Source organism: Nostoc sp. (assembly GCF_036919575.1).
In the GTDB taxonomy this organism is placed as follows: domain Bacteria; phylum Cyanobacteriota; class Cyanobacteriia; order Cyanobacteriales; family Nostocaceae; genus Nostoc.
Genome location: NZ_JBALBY010000007.1, coordinates 1 through 18,190, shown reverse-complemented (window position 1 = coordinate 18,190; position 18,190 = coordinate 1). Strand labels below are relative to the sequence as shown.

The 18,190-nt window shown below is 42.5% G+C and carries 21 protein-coding genes; 10 read left to right on the top strand and 11 right to left on the bottom strand.

All coding sequences use genetic code 11. From position 1 onward, the window contains the following. Nucleotides 1-6 precede the first annotated feature (6 nt). From V7K27_RS02580 to V7K27_RS02555, 6 genes are all read right to left on the bottom strand, one after another. Nucleotides 7-1,215: a hypothetical protein gene (locus tag V7K27_RS02580; protein WP_334944003.1), complete on the bottom strand. Its 1,209-nt coding sequence runs from the start codon at nucleotides 1,213-1,215 to the stop codon at nucleotides 7-9. Between the two features lie 202 nt (nucleotides 1,216-1,417). Beyond that, a complete protein-coding gene (locus V7K27_RS02575; RefSeq protein WP_334944001.1) occupies nucleotides 1,418-1,918 on the bottom strand; it encodes a pentapeptide repeat-containing protein in 501 nt (166 codons plus the stop codon). 269 nt (nucleotides 1,919-2,187) lie between these two features. After that, a complete protein-coding gene (locus tag V7K27_RS02570) occupies nucleotides 2,188-3,033 on the bottom strand; it encodes a NifU family protein (RefSeq protein WP_334943999.1) in 846 nt (281 codons plus the stop codon). A gap of 133 nt (nucleotides 3,034-3,166) precedes the next feature. Next, nucleotides 3,167-3,391, bottom strand: coding sequence for a hypothetical protein (locus V7K27_RS02565; protein ID WP_334943997.1), 225 nt, complete (start codon nucleotides 3,389-3,391; stop codon nucleotides 3,167-3,169). Nucleotides 3,392-3,399: 8 nt separating this feature from the next. Further along, nucleotides 3,400-3,666: a hypothetical protein gene (locus V7K27_RS02560; protein ID WP_334943995.1), complete on the bottom strand. Its 267-nt coding sequence runs from the start codon at nucleotides 3,664-3,666 to the stop codon at nucleotides 3,400-3,402. An 89-nt stretch (nucleotides 3,667-3,755) separates the two neighbouring features. Next, nucleotides 3,756-4,730 (bottom strand): hypothetical protein, encoded by a 975-nt coding sequence (locus V7K27_RS02555; RefSeq protein ID WP_334944153.1) that lies wholly within the window; start codon nucleotides 4,728-4,730, stop codon nucleotides 3,756-3,758. 418 nt (nucleotides 4,731-5,148) lie between these two features. Between V7K27_RS02555 and V7K27_RS02550 the strand changes: the two genes are divergently transcribed. The 4 genes from V7K27_RS02550 (at nucleotide 5,149) to V7K27_RS02535 (ending at nucleotide 7,540) form a co-directional block, all read left to right on the top strand. After that, a complete protein-coding gene (locus V7K27_RS02550) occupies nucleotides 5,149-5,940 on the top strand; it encodes an Rpn family recombination-promoting nuclease/putative transposase (RefSeq protein WP_334943993.1) in 792 nt (263 codons plus the stop codon). A 92-nt stretch (nucleotides 5,941-6,032) separates the two neighbouring features. Then, entirely contained in the window at nucleotides 6,033-6,290 is a 258-nt protein-coding gene (locus tag V7K27_RS02545; protein WP_334943991.1) for a hypothetical protein, read from the top strand. A 240-nt stretch (nucleotides 6,291-6,530) separates the two neighbouring features. Continuing rightward, nucleotides 6,531-6,620: a DUF2887 domain-containing protein gene (locus V7K27_RS02540; RefSeq protein WP_442937009.1), complete on the top strand. Its 90-nt coding sequence runs from the start codon at nucleotides 6,531-6,533 to the stop codon at nucleotides 6,618-6,620. Nucleotides 6,621-6,919: 299 nt separating this feature from the next. Next, the gene (locus V7K27_RS02535) at nucleotides 6,920-7,540 is read left to right on the top strand and encodes a hypothetical protein (protein WP_334943988.1); all 621 of its coding nucleotides are present in this window, start codon (nucleotides 6,920-6,922) and stop codon (nucleotides 7,538-7,540) included. Between the two features lie 354 nt (nucleotides 7,541-7,894). Here V7K27_RS02535 and V7K27_RS02530 read toward each other — a convergent pair whose 3' ends face one another. Both V7K27_RS02530 and V7K27_RS02525 read right to left on the bottom strand, forming a co-directional pair. Then, nucleotides 7,895-8,281 (bottom strand): hypothetical protein, encoded by a 387-nt coding sequence (locus V7K27_RS02530; protein WP_334943986.1) that lies wholly within the window; start codon nucleotides 8,279-8,281, stop codon nucleotides 7,895-7,897. Next, nucleotides 8,265-8,729: a PIN domain-containing protein gene (locus tag V7K27_RS02525; protein WP_334943984.1), complete on the bottom strand. Its 465-nt coding sequence runs from the start codon at nucleotides 8,727-8,729 to the stop codon at nucleotides 8,265-8,267. Before V7K27_RS02525 ends, V7K27_RS02530 begins: the two co-directional genes overlap by 17 nt. Before the next feature lie 60 nt (nucleotides 8,730-8,789). Between V7K27_RS02525 and leuB the strand changes: the two genes are divergently transcribed. From leuB to V7K27_RS02500, 5 genes are all read left to right on the top strand, one after another. Further along, on the top strand, nucleotides 8,790-9,878 hold the full coding sequence (gene leuB / locus V7K27_RS02520; RefSeq protein WP_334943982.1) for a 3-isopropylmalate dehydrogenase: 1,089 nt from the start codon (nucleotides 8,790-8,792) through the stop codon (nucleotides 9,876-9,878). Between the two features lie 90 nt (nucleotides 9,879-9,968). Further along, the gene (locus tag V7K27_RS02515) at nucleotides 9,969-10,229 is read left to right on the top strand and encodes a hypothetical protein (RefSeq protein ID WP_300415205.1); all 261 of its coding nucleotides are present in this window, start codon (nucleotides 9,969-9,971) and stop codon (nucleotides 10,227-10,229) included. Between the two features lie 145 nt (nucleotides 10,230-10,374). Beyond that, nucleotides 10,375-11,199: a prepilin peptidase gene (locus V7K27_RS02510; RefSeq protein WP_334943980.1), complete on the top strand. Its 825-nt coding sequence runs from the start codon at nucleotides 10,375-10,377 to the stop codon at nucleotides 11,197-11,199. A gap of 592 nt (nucleotides 11,200-11,791) precedes the next feature. Beyond that, the gene (accD, locus tag V7K27_RS02505; protein WP_334943978.1) at nucleotides 11,792-12,745 is read left to right on the top strand and encodes an acetyl-CoA carboxylase, carboxyltransferase subunit beta; all 954 of its coding nucleotides are present in this window, start codon (nucleotides 11,792-11,794) and stop codon (nucleotides 12,743-12,745) included. A gap of 45 nt (nucleotides 12,746-12,790) precedes the next feature. Beyond that, nucleotides 12,791-12,916, top strand: a complete 126-nt coding sequence (locus V7K27_RS02500; RefSeq protein ID WP_334943976.1) for a hypothetical protein — start codon at nucleotides 12,791-12,793, stop codon at nucleotides 12,914-12,916. On the opposite strand, the gene V7K27_RS02495 is transcribed toward V7K27_RS02500, so the two are convergent. After that, nucleotides 12,894-14,297, bottom strand: a complete 1,404-nt coding sequence (locus tag V7K27_RS02495; protein ID WP_334943974.1) for an MFS transporter — start codon at nucleotides 14,295-14,297, stop codon at nucleotides 12,894-12,896. The two genes, V7K27_RS02500 and V7K27_RS02495, sit on opposite strands and share 23 nt — an antisense overlap. Before the next feature lie 416 nt (nucleotides 14,298-14,713). Here V7K27_RS02495 and V7K27_RS02490 point away from each other — a divergent pair, with 416 nt between their 5' ends. Continuing rightward, nucleotides 14,714-15,934, top strand: a complete 1,221-nt coding sequence (locus V7K27_RS02490; RefSeq protein ID WP_334944151.1) for an ABC transporter substrate-binding protein — start codon at nucleotides 14,714-14,716, stop codon at nucleotides 15,932-15,934. 131 nt (nucleotides 15,935-16,065) lie between these two features. Here V7K27_RS02490 and V7K27_RS02485 read toward each other — a convergent pair whose 3' ends face one another. Beyond that, nucleotides 16,066-17,736 carry a GMC family oxidoreductase gene (locus V7K27_RS02485; protein WP_334943972.1) on the bottom strand — a complete coding sequence of 557 codons (1,671 nt, stop codon included), beginning with the start codon at nucleotides 17,734-17,736 and terminating at the stop codon, nucleotides 16,066-16,068. A gap of 158 nt (nucleotides 17,737-17,894) precedes the next feature. Beyond that, on the bottom strand, nucleotides 17,895-18,190 hold a 296-nt coding region (locus V7K27_RS02480; protein WP_334943970.1), incomplete at its 5' end, for a hypothetical protein.

Genomic DNA, 18,190 nt, shown 5'->3' with positions numbered 1-18,190 from the left:
TACGAATTAGTTAAACTGCCACAGCAAAATTCGGTTATTTCCAGAATCAGCTATTATCGCCGTATTGCCACAAATTTTTATGCCGTAACACCAATTTAAGCTATCTCGTTTCGGTAGTCCGAAATTACGATTTTCACCTTTACTTTGAAAATTTATTTGTCCTGCCAAACCATCTGCCACTACACCTTGCAATGATAAAATTGATTCTGGCTTTCTCCATCCTAACAAACGGGAATTGGCTGTATCTGCAACTACTAACCAATCTCCAGCCACCCCCACACCATAAGGCATACTTAAACTACTAGCACTAGGATAATAAATTCCTTGATTCATTTCCATAAAATCAAAGTTTTTTTGTCCTAAAACTACCGCACAAGGCGCATTATTTTTTGTTGGTATTCCCTGCCAAATCATTACTCGGTGATTACCTGCATCACTGACAACCAAATTCTCTCCCCAAAAGGTGATATCGTGACACCAACGCATACTCGCTGCGGTGGGAGAAGCACCGCCGTTTTCATTGCGAGATATCATATCTGGTTGTCCCAAAACTAAATCAGCAGGTTGACCATTTTCTGTTGGTAATTGATGCCAAATTAATACCCTTCGATTACCAGTATCAGCAATAAATAGCCGTCCTTGATGATAGAAAACACCATAAGGCCAGTGCATTGTACTGGCGGATGCTTGTTGACTTCCCCGATTTGATTCATTATCCGTAAAATTCGCTTGTCCTAACACCAAATCTGCTGGAACATTGTTATCTTCTGGTAAGTTTTTCCAAATTAAAACCCGATGATTCCAAGCATCTGCTACAGCTAATCCTTGGCCGCAAGCACAAATCCCTGTTGGTACATTTAGGGTTGCCTTTCCCGGTGTACTTTTAGCATTTTGTCCCTCATGATAAAAGTCAGATTGTCCAATTACCCAATCAGCAGGTTGACTATCTCTGGTGGGTAAATTCTGCCATCCCAATAATCGATGATGTCCTGTATCTGATACCCATAAAGGGCCTGTTTCTGATAACAAACAAGCAGCACGAGGCCCGAACATTGTTGTGGGACTAGGTGCTACAGGTATCACTAATTGTTGTGGTTCAATAATGTTACCTAAAATTACCTCTGCACCTTGAGGTGATAGAGGTAAATCTTGAGAAATTTCTGTTGCTTCTGGCGGTAATTGTGATATGGGATTAATTTTAATTGGGATATCCATGAACCGCAGATAGACGCTGATAATTATTTAAAAACATTAATGTTGATCAGCATGTAACAACAGTAACAATTTTGCATTATGTTTTTTTCCAATTGTTAAAACCTTTAATAAACTTCCGTATTAATCAATTGAAAGTAATACTGATATCAATAAGCTTTTAAATCTTCCTACTGCTCGATTACCAGTCTATCTAGACCCTTCCTCAATATTCCAGAAACTCGAACCGAGGCCCTTCATCAATACTTCCGTCAGGTAGCCGCAGGTTCCAAATAAAAGCATCATGGATTCGGAATACCGACTCAGTGTTAGTAGAACCATTCAAACTAGTTTGAACCAAAATAGCTTCTTCCAGATTAGTGAAGAACAAATTGGCATTCTGCAAACCAGCTTTAGTCAAATTAGCTCCCGACAAACAGGCTTCGCTCAAGTTAACATCACGCCAATCGACTCGACACAAACTAGCACCAGTCAAATTGGCTCTGCTCAGATTAACTTCAATCAAAGTACTCCCAATCATACAAGCTCCGAACAAGTCAGCCTCACTTAAGTTACTTCTTTCAATGCGAACGCCACTCAGGTTAACGCCTCTCAAATTAATTCCTGTCAAGTCAACATTTTTGAGTATCTTAGATTTATCGAAGTTAATCCCAGCAAAGTTATGCTCTCCAGCAGCGTACCTTTGCAACAATTCTTCAAAAGTCATAATTTACCTTCTGTATCAACTAGCATATAAAGCTAATTAACTTGAAATTTTGTCAAACTACAATAATATCACAAAACTTTTTTGCCAGAGGTCTACTGAAATGAAAAAGCAAAGTATCTGTGATTTCCTAATTACACAGTATATAGCAATCCTATTTGAGTTGTAAAAATTATCGAACCACTAAGTCGCCAATAGCGCCAAGAGAAGAAGGAAAATATCTACGAATCATTTATGACTGCTATATTTGCTGATATGTTACTTTCGTATCATCATTTTTGCAGTTTCACAAAAACCTTATCGTCTTTAATCTTTACTGGATACGACTGAAGCGAAATATCAGGTGCAGTTAAGCATTCACCTGTCTCTAACTTGTACTGAAATCCGTGGAAAGGACAGGTAATAATACCATTTTCAACCTTACCCTCTTCTAGGGGAGATCCTAAATGAGTACAAGCATTACGGTAACATTTTACTGTAGCACCTTGACGATGTAAAATCAGTGAATTACCAGCAAGTTGTACTGCCAATACACTAAATTCAGGAACTTGATCAATAGTCGCCACTTTGATCCAAGTAGAAGTTATTTTTGAAGAAAATGGACTGATTAAACCAGAATTCGTGTTCTTAACAGTAGGGTTGTTATTGACTGCAACTACTTTGGTAATTTCGGGACAATGGTTTTTGATTGCCTGTTCTACTCCCTGAGATAAAGTCAAAGTAGAAGCCGGACAACTGTTGCAAGTTCCGATTAATCTGACTTCTACTGTATCTGGTGGCTTAATTGCTACTAGTTCTACATCCCCATTATGGCTGTTTAAACCTGGGCGAACTTCTTCAATGGCTATCTGAATGCGTTGTGCTAATGGTGCTTTTGGTGGTTTAACTAATTCGTGATAAAGCAGTACTGCGTATACTACTTCATCAGCAACAGCATCACGCAAAGCTGACATTGATTCTTGTTTTAGGCTTTTAATCAAATTAGTCAATGCTGCTTTGTGCAAAGCTTCAATTGCTCTTTTTAAACCCACCGCTACACACCGTTGGCTTTCATCCCACTCGGATATAATCGCCTCAAACCGGTTAATTTCCTGAACTAATTCTTCAAGGTTGGACATGGGAGAGAAGAATTTTAGATTTCGGATTTTGGATTTTGGATTTTGGATTTTGGATTGAACAATCTAAAATTGCAAATCCCAAATTGGGCATGGGGCATCAGGCATTAGTCGTTAGCTTTGGACAAAGGACAATTCACTTCATTTTGAAATCTTTGAGGAGAAATGGCATAATCATGCCGGTCACTAAGCTAGATAGTGTTATTGGTAAGTAGAAGGGAATTGGGGCTTGTGCGAGTAACACTAGCAGTAAGAAACCTACAGCAATACCAATGATAGTTTGCTTGACAAAATACATCGGGTCGCGTAATAGCTTGCCTTTAAAAAATAACTTGGCAGAAAACCACCCTATCTCTAACATATTTTCTCCTAATAATTTGTCAACCAATTTAAGACAACAAGCCCTAAGAGGATAGCGGGAATTACACCCGCAGGGGCAAATAATGCGCCAAGCATTGCTGAAAACTGATAGCCTATATCTTTTCCAGCTAACAGCATTCCACCAATTGCACCGCCAATCATAGACAAGGCTGTTGCAATGATTATCCACACGAATTCTGTTGCTAAGTTTAAGTCACCATCTGCTAAACTTGTGATAAAATTTATCACGTTTTGGGTTGTTAAAATATCTCTCATGCTGTTTTGTCCTAATTAGGGGAGTGGGGAGTGGGGAGTGGGGAGTGGGGGGATGAGGGAGAAATAACCAATGCCCAATGCTCAATGCCCTATTCCCTATTCCCTATTTCTGCTTCTACATCTTGTAATGCTTGAACTACTACTTCTGCTTGTCCAATTTGTTGGTATTTCGTAAATATTTCTAAAGCATCTTGATAGTAGATACGCGCTTGTAAAAGATTTTTAGGATTACCAGCTTCTGGTTTTTCTTGGTCATCTGGTAAGTTAAATAGGGCGTTGGCTTTGTTTGAAATTGTGTTAGCGTACTCTAGGGGTGTATCTTTGAGATTACGCACTTTTAGCGCTTCATCGTAAGCCGCGATCGCTCTTAAATTATTCTCCACAGGATGGGAACTCACTAAATATTGCAAAGCGTTACCTAAGTTGTTTTGCAACATCGCATATTCTCTGGGATGATCAATCAAATTAATATGCTTTAGCGCCACCTCAAATGATTGCACTGCTAACCCTTGACGTAAGTATTCCCGTTCCGATGCTAGAGGCATAGAAAGGTAAGCGATCGCAATATTGTTATATAAAATCGCGTATTCCTGCGGGTAATTCTCCCAAGTAAACACCCGCAAAGCCTCATGATAAGCTTGGATGCTGTCGGTTATGCGTGCCAAATTAAATGGTACAAGCGACTGCAACACCAGCCCAAAATTCATCTGCGTCTCTGCTACTTCCTGAGGCGTTGCTAATTGTTGTAAAATTGGTAATGCCTCTTCATAACCTGCTTTTGCTTGCAGCAGCAGTTGGTACTCAGCATCCGGTATTGCCTGTAACGTCCCTGCCATACCCACTTGCGCCCTGGCTTTCAGTAGGGGATACTCCTCACCACACATTTCATAAGCCCGGTAATATAAGCCAACTGCATTCCGCAAATCTTGGGCAGTTTTGGGCTTTTTTTGAAAGCCCTGTGCTATCTCGATCAGCATCTGGATTTTTTCCTCTGCTGTGGCTGACTCCGATGCAATAGCTGCGATCGCAGCCTTCACCGCCGAATCTGTAATGCTGGGGGTCATAACTCTGCCGTACTCTAGCCAATTGGAAATTGAGTCTGTCAACGCCCACGAATGATCGAAACACGCGATCGCATCTCATCACGGGCCATACTGATTTACGCAGGCTTCGAGTCCTTTAGGCGGAATTTCCCCTTTGTTGTCTGAGACTAGGGCTAAGGATTAGCGATTAGGAACTAGGGAAAAAGTTGACCCCATGCCCAATGTCTCATGCTCAATCAATTTTTTTACTATAAAACACCCTATTCCTAAAATTCTAGGGGGGAATTGCCAATATTAATGTCAGCTTTAAACACCTGACATTTTTAAAATATTTTTTGTATCATGCCAAATTTGAGTGTGCGATGTCTACGACGGGCTACGCCTACGCAGATGAACACCGAAGTGTAAAATATATTCATTAACTGTAAAATAAGCTGCATTGAAAACAGACAGTATCTTTTATCGGATCTTTCAAAGTATCCCCAGCACTTTCTTTGAACTGATTAACCAACCACCGCAACTAGCTAGCGCTTATCAATTTTCTTCAGTTGAAGTCAAACAACTGGCGTTTAGAATCGATGGTGTATTCCTTCCCAATGCACCAGAGTTACCGATTTATTTTGCCGAAGTCCAATTTCAACCCGACAAAAAACTCTACTCACGTTTATTCACCGAAATCTTTAACTATCTCGACAAAACCGAATTAACCAACAATTGGCGTGGTGTTGTCATCTTCCCCAACCGCAGCGTTGATACTGGAGATACCGAAAGATATACAGAATTACTCAACTCACAACGAGTGACTCGCGTCTATCTTGACGAATTAAGCTCAATTGAAGCATCATCAATCGGCATAGAGACAGTTAAACTGATTATCGAACCCGAATCAACTGCGACAACAAAAGCTGTAGAAATAGTCAACAGTGTCCGACAGCAAATTCCAGATGTCGCTACTATTAGAGAAATTATACAATTGATAGAGACGATATTAATCTACAAATTGCCGCGATTGACCCAGGAGGAGATAGGGAGAATGTTTGGATCAAATGAGTTAAAGCAAACTAGATTCTACCAAGATGTTTTTGAAGAAGGCAGACAAGAAGGCAGACAAGAAAGTAAGTTAGAAATGATACCCCACTTATTAGCGTTGGGTTTAAGTATTCAGCAGATAGCTCAAATGTTAGGTTTGGACGAACAACTTGTTAGGCAAGCTGCACAACCTAAATCCTAAAACAATAGGGTGCGCGAAGGCTTAACAGTGCGTTTAATAGAGACGATATTAATCTACAAGTTGCCGCGATTGACCAGGAGGAGATAGGAAAAATGTTTGAATTAAATGACTTGAGGCAAACTAGATTTTTCCAAGATGTTTTTGAAGAAGGTAAAAAAGAAGGTAAGCAAGAAGTTTTTGAAGAAGCTAAACAAGAAGGTAAGCAAGAAGTTTTTGAAGAAGCTAAACAAGAAGCTAAGTTAGAAGTAATACCTCAGTTATTAGCGTTTGGGTTGAGTATTGAGCAGATAGCTCAAGGCTTAGGCTTGGACGAACAAGTTGTTAGGCAAGCTGCACAACCGAAATCCTAAAACAATAGAGTGCGCCAAAGTTTAAACTTCGCTTTATCTTAAACTTATCAAAACTTTTGGTGGTACGTTACTACCAAATCAAAATAGAATCAAGGCATCAGTTGTCCAAGTGATTTGATGCAAAATTTGAGTGAGCAATGTCTACGATGGTCACTGAGCTTTGTCGAAGTGCGGGCTGTTCGGTGACGCAGATGAACATCGAAGTGTAAAATATGTTCATCAACTGTAAAACAACCTACATTGAAAACAGACAGTATCTTTTATCGGATCTTTCAAAGTATCCCCAGCACTTTCTTTGAACTGATTAACCAACCGCCGCAACTAGAGTAAGCTGATCTCAAATGCTATTCACAAGCGGGTTTAGAGACATCATCATGTTGGAAAAAGCAAGCAGCAAGAATCGGCTTGTGATTAATAGTTAACCTAACCTCTTTCTACAGCTTTTGTCAGGCTGGTTTCATAAATTGAAACTGGCTTTATGTAAAGTCGTTTTGTGTAATGGGCATTATTTACACTAAATTTACATAACTTCATTAAAGCTTTAATTAATACCAATATTTAACTTTTGCTACGTGGAATACTAAAACTAGAAATCTCTAGGTCTTCTCAGTTAATCAGGTAAAAATTGTATGGATTTTGAATCGATTATGAATATGCCTTTTATCGGGCAAACTATTACTAGTGCAATTGAAGATGGCAGAAAGTGGGGGCAAACGTTTCTCAACGATTCAAGCTGGCACGGTGATAAAGATAGCATGGCAAATCATGCCATATATGAGTCAACAGTGTGGTCTGTGGGCAACGGAATTGCTAGTGGGGTTGTGGGCATAGCTGGGATACCGTTTGAAATTGCTAGTACACTCTATGCCCAAGTAAAGCTGGCATCTACTCTTTTCGCTATACATGAAATTAACACCTACAACCCATCTGCACAGCCCTTAGTCTTAGCAGCTGCTGCTGGAGTTGGTGTATCTGAACTGGCTAATCAATTAGGAACTCAAGTAGGAACTCAAGTAGGAACTCAAGCTATTCAAAAAGCTTTGAGGTCCATTCCTGGTAAAACATTTGCTGAGATAAACAAAGCTTTAGGAATTAAGTTAATTTCCAAAGCAGGCGAGAAAACTTTAGTCAACGTAGTAAAAATAGTGCCTTTCATAGGGCCTCCGATCATTGGTACGATAAATGGGGCAATGATGAATGCTTGTGGACATTCGGTGATTGCCTTCATCCATGCTTGGAAAAGGTTATAAATTCAGATGGCATTTGTAGCGATTATAGGGGTTTGCAGTTGAGTCCAATACAGACCTAACCCCCAACCCCTTCCCTACAAGGGAAGGGGAGTAAGATTCAAAGCCTCTCTACTCGTAGGAGAGAAGTTTGGAGAGAGGTCAAAACTCTACTCCACTCAAGCGAGAACCGCTATATCTGGATTTTCTAGTCTAGATAATCGTTAATACATAACAGTTTTTTTCTACTTCTTGCCTTGCTTGTGCTGTTCTCGCGTCTGGGTCAACTTACTCACATTTATTATGCTATTGTCGTCCCTCTTCAATACTGACGAAGATTTACTCAAGAGTGATATCTCCTAATATTTGATCCCGATCTCACGTATAATCTCCACTACCCCTCTTAAATTGCTGCATAAATAGCGTCATGCCATCATGACCAAGGGTTTTAGTTAGCGCTTCTATTCCCAACCGGCTAATCTCACTCTGAGAAAGTTTAGTTACATCTAGCATTTTCATATTTGTAACTTTGGGCAGAACATCTGAACTTTCAACCTGTGATATCCGCCTTTTTTTGATTCGGGCAACTATTTCCTTAATAGTAGAATTTCCCAATATTTCATTCCTATCTCGCGTGTAATCACCCCTGCCTATATCGAATTGACGCATAAATAGCCCCATTCCTGCTGGGCCAAGAGCTAAACTCAGCGTATCTATTCCTAATTTCTGAATTTCAGTTTGAGTCAACTTACTCACATCGATCATTTGTAACCTCTCTGAGCCACTGAAGCGGGTTCTCTACTCTAACTTGTAGCAAGTCTTTGTACTTTGCAGCCAAACGTAACATTCTGTCATCAGTTGTGAGCAAAACATCGGCTTTGCCAGCTTCTGCACAAGCAATATGCAACGCATCGTAATCTTTAAACCCCTTTTGAGCAAGTTTCCTACTACGAGACTCGATTTGTTGGGTTATATCAACTTTGCTCATCGCTAAAGCAGCCCAAATCTGCATCTGCCGTTTTCTTGCTCCTTCAGGAGTTTTCCGAAGCTCATCATCAAAGGTTTCGCTTCCTTGCAGCCGCCAATCACCCATTTGAACAATAGCCAAAATGCGAAGCACCGCCTCAGTTTCCAAACGAATCCGTTTTTGTGTCTCCTGGTCATCAAAAGGGCGATTCAGACAACACACATCTAAATAAATTAAAAACTCCATCGGTACATTTTGCTGGGTATGATATTTAATCTGCAAGCATTTACCCAGTAATAACCAGCTATGACACAGAACTACCGCATTACTCTACTCCCCGGCGATGGAATTGGCCCTGAAATAATGGCAGTGGCGGTAGATGTGCTAAAAGTCGTAGGAAAGCAATTTGATATTCAGTTTGAATTCCAAGAAGCCCTCATCGGTGGTGCAGCAATTGATGCTACAGGTGAACCCCTACCATCTGCGACTCTAGAGACTTGCCGTCACAGTGATGCTGTGTTACTGGCTGCGATTGGTGGCTATAAGTGGGATTCCCTGCCATCTAATTTACGCCCAGAAGCAGGTTTGTTAGGACTACGTGCAGGGTTGGGATTATTTGCCAATTTGCGCCCAGCAAAAATTTTGCCCCAGCTAATCGACGCCTCGACTTTGAAACGCGAAGTTGTGGAAGGCGTCGATATTATGGTGGTGCGTGAACTCACTGGCGGGATTTACTTCGGTAAACCCAAGGGGATTTTTACTACAGAAACTGGTGAGAAACGCGGTGTAAATACAATGGTTTACACCGAGTCAGAAATTGAACGCATTGGGCGGGTGGCTTTTGAGGCGGCTAGAAAACGCGGCGGAAAACTTTGTTCGGTGGATAAGGCGAATGTATTAGAAGTATCTCAGTTGTGGCGCGATCGCATCACTCAACTTTCACAAGAATATCCAGATATCGAACTCTCTCATTTATATGTAGATAATGCTGCTATGCAGTTGGTACGCGCTCCCAAGCAGTTCGACACCATCGTTACAGGCAATTTGTTTGGTGATATTCTCTCTGATGCTGCTGCCATGCTCACGGGTAGTATTGGGATGTTACCCTCAGCTAGTTTGGGCGCTTCTGGGCCTGGTGTGTTTGAACCAGTTCATGGTTCCGCCCCAGATATTGCCGGACAGGATAAAGCAAATCCTCTAGCACAGGTTTTGAGTGCGGCGATGATGCTACGCTACGGTTTAGACCAGCCAAAAGCGGCAGACCACATCGAACAAGCCGTATTGCAAGTTTTAGAACAAGGCGATCGCACAGGGGATATAATTTCTCCAGGAAAAAATCTTTTAGGTTGCCGCGCTATGGGCGATGCACTGATTAGAGCCATTGAAGGAAAATAATTAAATAATGCAACTTAGGCAATTTGGCAACCTTTGCTATAAGTTTCGGGTAGACTAGAGAGAAATCTAGCAATCAAATAACAGTCGATAGTGTACGCATTACGACAAGGACAAGCAAATTTTACCGCCCCTAAAAACCAGCCGCCTTTGATTGATCCCGCCGTAATCAGAGCTGCTGGGCAGATATACTACACTCACTGTGAAGTACATCCCGAAATAGCTGGGCAACCTTCCGGTGTAGCAATTAATCGCATCAATCATCGAGGTAAGGTTATTTTTACTAACCAACCAGTTCTCTTACCTCAAGAGTGTTTTGTGCCCTTGAGTCAAATTGAATCTCATATGTATTAGTCATTAGTCATTGGTCATTGGTCATTAGTCATTGGTCATTGGTCATTAGTCATTAGTCATTAGTTCTTGACAAAGGACATCTCGACAAAGGACAAAAGATAAACGACAAATGACACAGGACAAATGACAAAGGACAAATGATTGTATGGACATTTTGTTCGCCGTCCCGGCGAGTGTAATGGTCTTTGCTTTAGGTGCATCTATTGGTAGTTTTCTCAATGTTATTGTTTATCGGCTACCTGCTGGGTTGTCAATTCTTTGGCCGCCTTCTCGTTGTCCTAAATGCTTAAACCAGCTAAAAGCTTACGACAATGTACCAGTATTCGGCTGGATTTCCTTAAGAGGGCGGTGTCGATATTGCAAAAGCAAAATTTCTGTCCGTTATCCCGTGGTAGAAGGGGTAACGGGCATAATTTTTTTACTAATTTTTTTGGTATTTCAAGTTTCGACTTTAACAATAGGCTATTGGGCTTTTTGTAGTTGGTTATTGGCGCTATCGCTTATCGACCTAGATACAATGACCCTACCCAATCGACTTACTCAGTCGGGTTTAGTGGTAGGGATTTTGTTTCAAATGGTGGTTGGTTTTTTACCAGAAGCTAGCTCTGTAGCATTGGTAAATCATCTTATGATGGCGATAGTTGGTGCAGTATTGGGTTTATGGCTGTTTGATGCGATCGCCCTATTGGGTTCAATTGCCTTTGGTAAAGCTGCAATGGGTGCCGGTGATGCCAAGTTAGCAGCCATGATGGGAGCCTGGTTAGGCTGGAAATATTTGTTATTGGCTAGTTTTATTGCTTGTGCGCTAGGAGCGTTAATTGGTAGCAGTGTGATTATACGGCGATCGCGACAAAGGTTAGGACAAAAGATCCCTTTTGGCCCTTTTCTGGCTTTAGGATCAGTGATTACTCTGTTTAGCGGCGAAGCGATATTGTCCAGCTACCTACGGTTATTTTTTCCAGCGTCTTAAACTGGAGTGGAGAGAAAGAATTTTAGATTTTAGATTTTAGATTTGGGATTGAAATTTAATCCAAAAGACGCTCTCTACGAGACGCTGCGCGTAGCTTGCTTCCCGTAGGGGTACGCGGACTCACTCTCCGTGGCGCTATCGTCAATCCAAAATCGTCAATCCAAAATCCAAAATTGAATTGCCCAATACCCTTTCATAAGAAAAATTTATAATTCGTGACTGTAACCAGCATTACCCCATCTGCCCTTCATATTTTGATAATATTCAGCTTGTGACTTGTATTACCCTCTTAACGACGATTAACCGTTGGCAAGCATAACTAGTGCAACAGATGCTGATTGCTCATAACCTAGCAATACGAATAATTGATTTGGGTAGGAGGGAGAAAGCATCTTATTTGGAGGTTGGTATTCTCATGGCTTTGTCACTACGTCCAGATAATTAAGTCTGCTGAAAAAAAGAGCAAGAGACTTGTATTGGCATAAGTATTTTCGTTAAGCTGGCAACCAAAGATGAAAATTAAGGTTCCAACTGCTTAAAAGCGTACTTTAATGTGTTTTCGACCTCATACCCACTTAAAATAAAATAAAAAATGGCTAACAACGAAGAATCACGCGGTTTAAAGTCTCTATTTGATTGGTTTGCAAATCGACGGAAATCAGGATCTACCAGCCTCGAACGCCAAGAACGTGAAATTGCTGATGGTCTGTGGCATAAATGTTCTAAGTGTAGTGTCTTGGCATATACAAAAGACCTGAAAGCCAATCAGATGGTTTGTGTCGAATGTGGTCATCACAATCGGGTAGACAGCGATGAGCGCATCCGTCAATTGATAGATCACAATACCTGGAAACCTCTGGACGAGCATTTGCGTCCAACCGATCCCCTAGAATTTCGCGATCGCAAACTCTACAGCGATCGCCTACGAGAAACACAAGATAAAATTGGCTTAATAGACGCGGTTAAAACTGGTTTAGGTCAAATCAATGGCTTGCCCATTGCCCTTGGGGTTATGGATTTTCGTTTCATGGGTGGTAGCATGGGTTCAGTCGTGGGAGAAAAACTCACCCGGATGATTGAGCAAGCCACTCAACGGCGATATCCTGTAGTTATCGTTTGCGCCTCTGGTGGTGCAAGAATGCAAGAAGGAATGCTCTCTTTGATGCAGATGGCGAAAATCTCCGCAGCCCTCCAGCGCCATCAAGATGCCCGACTATTGTATATTCCTGTTTTGACTAATCCCACAACAGGCGGCGTTACCGCAAGTTTTGCGATGTTGGGCGATATCATTTTGGCAGAACCCAAAGCAACCATTGGTTTTGCCGGTCGGCGAGTGATTGAGCAAACCCTGCGCGAAAAACTACCCGATAATTTTCAGACTGCTGAAGATTTGCTCCAGCACGGTTTTGTTGATGATATCGTACCCCGTACCCTATTAAAGAACACCCTAACCCAGCTGATTGCCCTACACCAGCCTGTATTAACAACACCACCTCATATGGTGTTGTGGGAAACAATGTCTTTGACTTCTACCGCCGCAGAATAAAGCATTGGGCATGGGGCATGGGCATGGGGCATTGGGCATGGGGCATTGGTTATTTCTCCCTCATCTCCCTCATCTCCCCACTCCCCACTCCCCACTCCCCACTCCCCACTCCCCACTCCCCACTCCCCACTCCCCACTCCCCACTCCCTCATCCTCTCCCCGGCTCTTTGAGAAACATGAGTGGAACAAGGGCTACTAGTCGGAATAGACTAGAGAGGGCGAACAAGCCTAGTAATCCTCCAGACTGAGAAAATTGGATAATGAAGCTGCCTATAGTTGCGCCTAAAGCACCACTCCCTCCAGCAACGGCAGCTGCGATCGCAAAATAGATAGACTGATTTTTAATTGGTGCGATCGCCAATTGTATATTGTTGCTGCACAAGTCAATCGCCGCCCAAGTACCTCCAAGAAAGATGTGTAACAGTGGGAACCACAACCAGATGTCAAGGCGATTAGCACTAATCCCCAGCCACAGCAGTGGTGTGACTGCAACTAAAATCCCAATACAGATGAGGATGGGACGATTACCTATCTTGTCTGCTAATTTGCCCCACAGGATGAGCATTAGCAAAGTCGCTCCCGCTTGAAGGCTGTTGTAGATAGTCACGTAACTTACATCTAAATCCAGCGTGTCCAGCATATAGAGGTTAAAAAAAGGAGCGCTGAGGTTAACAGCAAGCGTCCAGAAGCTAGAATACAGTAGAAATATCAAAAAGTTACTATTTTTCCAAATACTATTAGTTAACTGGTTTTTTGGTATATGAATTGATTCAGGTATTTCAGAGGATTCATCTTTTACAACCTCTGACTGAATCTCACTTATATAACTATTTTGCGATCGCGGATTCATATCCACCTGGAAATATTGACACCCCAATCCCACAATCCCAAATACAATGCTTACCAGCAAAACTACCCCATAGCCTTGTAGAGTTCCCCCATACCAATGTGATACAGCTATACCAGCCATTGGTACGCAAAGCAAATTGGTGAGACTACCGACACTATTGCGTATCCCAAAATACCTGCCTCGTAATCGCCGGGGAACTATCATTGCCACCCAACTTAGCCACGATGCGGTTCCTAATCCTCCCAAAAGATGGCTGAATAGGACAATCAAGAGTGTCAATATCACTAACTGGTGAGTATTAACCACTCCCCAACTGGCGCTGGCAATACCAATTACTAAAACCAGCCATAGCAGCCGACCAATTCCGTGTGTCCGAAGAGAATATTGAAAGCGACTGGTGGTGCGTTCAGACAAGTAAGCACCCAACGGCTGAATAAGATTGACCAACATGGGGATAGAGGACAGCATCCCAAATACCATTGGACTAGCACCCAATTCCACCAAGAAATTGCTGAGTAAAATCCCGCTAGTTCCAAGGGAGTAAACCGCTGCTAAAACAGAATCCGCAGTTGAAGCTTTTAAGCTGGTGCGAACAGCATCTTTGGGAATTCGAGAGGTTGGAGAAAGTGTTGTTGGTGGTGAGGCAATCTGGGGAAATTCCAGAGTTAGTGGCGCAGTTGTTTCAATCTGAACAGAATCCATAATCTATGTTTATGGGTGAAATACCCTGGATTGAAGAAGAATGCAGAATTCAGAATTCAGAATTCACCAATCTTTCAGTGGGGGATTTGGACCCGCCACTGAATTGTTGCATCACCAAATTTTTAATTTGGTGGGGGTCTAAAAAGAGGTTATTCATCCGCTTTTTCGGTCAGAATTCAGAATGAATTCTGACTCCTGACTCCTGAATTCTGGTCGATAAATCCGGTTGCAGAGGAACTCAGTAGGCTTTAATTTGCATTCCTTGATAATTTTTCGTTATTTTAGCTTGCAATTCTCAACAGAAATTTCCGAGAAGTAAAATATCACTCCTTAGCAACAGAAGGTATAAGTTAGAAGAAAGAGATTGTTATCTATCTGTGGGCAAGAAAAGATTATTTAATTTTTTGGGATTGGTGATGGCGATCGCGATCGCGATTATTGCTTGTCAAAGCTTACAATTACCAAGTAAACCCTCAGCATCTACCGCAGTCACCATTAAACTCAGTGGTTGGGGAGGCTCTCCTGTTGAGCAAAAACTCTTGAGACAAGTACTGCAAGACTTTGAGGCACAACATCCAACTATTAAGGTCAAATATGAAGTAATCTCTGACCAATATATGGATGTAATTAAAACTCGTTTGGTTGGGGAAGCCGCACCTGATGTTTTTTATCTGGATGCGCTGGAAGCTCCTTTTTTAATGAGTCAAAATGTCCTGGAACCGTTAGATGCTTACATCACCCCTAAATTTGACCTAGTAGACTTCGAGGATAACCTACTTAACAGCTTTAAGTATCAAAACCACATTTATGGACTTCCTAAAGACTATTCCACCCTGGCGCTGTTTTATAACAAAAAAGCCTTCGCCGCCGCCAGCTTGAGTAATCCGCCAGCTACTTGGGATGAATTACGTAGCTACTCGAAACAATTGACAGGCAAAATTAACAGATACGGCTTTGGAGAAATCCCCGAATTGGCGCGTCAGGCTTATAAAATTAAAGCCTTTGGTGGACAACTCGTTGATCAAAATGGTTATGCTATCTTTGCCAGTGACGCAGGTTTACAGGGTTTAGAGTTGGTGGTAGACCAGTATCAAAAAGACCGCTCTTCAGCCCAAAAATCTGATGTGGGGACAAACTCAGGTAGTGAAATGTTTGGTCAGAGTAAAGTGGCAATGGTGATTGAAGGTAATTGGGCAATTCCCTATTTAACTGAAACCTTTCCTCAGCTAGAGTTTGCTACCGCGCAATTACCTACTATTAATAATAAAAAAGGCACGATGGTTTTTACGGTTGCCTACGTGATGAATAAACAAGCACAGCACAAAGCCGAGGCTTGGGAGTTGATTTCCTATCTCACGGGTAAAGAAGGGATGCAGAAGTGGACAGGAACAGGGTTTGCTTTGCCAACACGTAAATCAGTGGCCAAGAATTTGGGCTATGACCAAGACCCGTTGCGATCGCCATTAGTGGCGGGAGTTAGTTATGCTACACCGTGGCAGGTAGGTCAGTATCCAAGTGCGATCGTCAATAACTTTGATAACCAGTTTATCAGCGCCTTATTGGGACAACAACCATTAAAGCAGGCGATCGCGCGAGGGCAGAATGATGCTAATCAGCAGATTAAGGCGATGGAGTGATTGAGTTCAAAAAAGTTTACTCGTTCGCCATATCCGCTCTCCAAAACCTAAAATTGATAAGCGGACGGCAAGCTGTTGTTCTGTTGTTGAGCAAGGGGGGGAAATTGCATCAGGCTTTTCGCAAAATAGGATCAACTAGGTAACACACGCTTTTGTGAAACACTTTGTGCAGCTTTAATCATATCGGCTGCCTTTTCGCCAATCATGATCGTGGGTGCATTTGTGTTTCCGGTAGTGATGAGTGGCATAATTGATGCATCTACAACTCTTAACCCATCAATACCCCGTACCCTGAGTTGGGAGTCAACAACTGCCATTGGATCTTTGCCCATTTTGCACGTCCCGACAGGGTGGTTCACAGTATCACACGCTTGCCGAATATAGGCTTGAATCGCTTTGGTGTTAGACACCTCAGTGCCAGGGGCAATTTCCTCACCCCGAAACTCATTTAATCGGCTCGAATGGGCAATTTGACGCGCAATCTTAATTCCTTTAACCAATATTTTCAAGTCAGATTTATTCTGGAGATAGTTCGCCCGGATTAGTGGCGGCTCTTTGGGGTTAGAAGAATGCAAACTGACACTGCCACGACTTTGGGGGTGGTTGTTAATAACAAGGATGCTAAATGCCGCACCTGGACGGGCAAAAGCAGGATTGACAAATAAAATGGGAGCCAAGGTCAGCTGGATATTTGGTGCCGCATCTAAGCTCAGATTAGTACGCACGAACAGCCCAGCTTCACCGAGATTGCTGCTTGGTGCAAGAGGGAGTTCTTGCAGGGATTGGTAGGCTACAGAAACCATCGGATGATCTTGGAGGTTCTGACCGACACCCGGCAAATCAACGACTACAGGAATGTTTAACGCCCGCAGATGTTCTGCTGGCCCAATTCCAGAAAGCATTAGCAGTTGGGGGGAATCAAATGTGCCAGCGCTTAGAATCACTTCCTGGCTAACTCTTACTTGATATTCAGTTCCATTCTGGATATACGCCACCCCAACCGTGCGCGTTTTCTCAAAGAGGATTCGACTCACCAATGCTCCGGTTTTAATGGTCAAATTAGTCCGATTGAAAATCGGACGCAGGAACGCAATCGCTGTACTTTCGCGTTTGCCATCTTGAATAGTCCGTTGGTAAAGTCCCGCGCCTGACTGTTGTATGCCATTGAAGTCGGGATTAGATTCATAATCTCTCGAAATCGCTGCTTCTACAAAGCGTTGTGACACCGGACTTGGAGCCGCTGGATCACTGATGCCAAGGGGCCCATTAACCCCATGAAATAATGATATTCCTCGCTGCTGATCCTCCGATTTCTTAAAGTAAGGCAAGACATCATGATAACTCCAGCCCGGATTGCCTAACTCTTGCCAGTGATCATAATCATGACAATTACCTCGGATGTAAATCATGGCATTGATCGAACTGCTACCGCCCAAGACTTTGCCACGAGGGTGAAAGATTTTCCGCTTATTCAAGTACGGTTCTTCTTCAGTGAAGTATGCCCAGTCCACCTCCGTGCCTAGTAAGGTAGGCCACTCTACAGGAACCTGAATTGCTGGCTTGGTATCGGGATTACCCGCTTCGAGTAACAAAACTCTGGTTGCGGGATTTTCTGTCAAACGGTTTGCGACAACACTACCCGCAGAGCCGGCACCAATCACCACATAATCGTATTGAGCCTTTTCATTTTCGACAATTCCAGCACTCGTAGGACGAGGATGGACTAGTGAGGTGATTAAACCAGTAGAGAATAGCGCGGTATTTTGAAGAAAGCGACGACGCTGATAAAGCTTATTAAGCATAGATTTCTCCTACCCTAGTAGACACACTAGCTAGATACTTACTCAATGAGGTTCAAGCGATCGCGTAATTGAGTATATTTGTTTGAGTAGTAAAACACTAACTCCATGACTGTAACTTCAAATTTTTGAATCGTGTCGAAACACAGGGCTATTTCATTCTAGATAGGACTGACGCACGAGTTACGGAATAACGAACCGCAGAGGCACAGAGAAGCCAGTGCGTTGCGGGGGTGGAGGAGTTTGTAGCAACTGGCGCGGCACGGAGAAATCAGAGTTTGAGAGATATTTTGCGTAAGTCCTACTAGACATAAACCGCCCGGAACTGAAGTTCCTTTTCTAATAGCTAAAGTCGGTTTTAACTGATAAGTTGATGTGCAGCTAAATTGTATAACACGAAAACCCAAAAATATTGTAGTGCGGGCAACATGAGCGCGTCCAATATACAAATTAAATA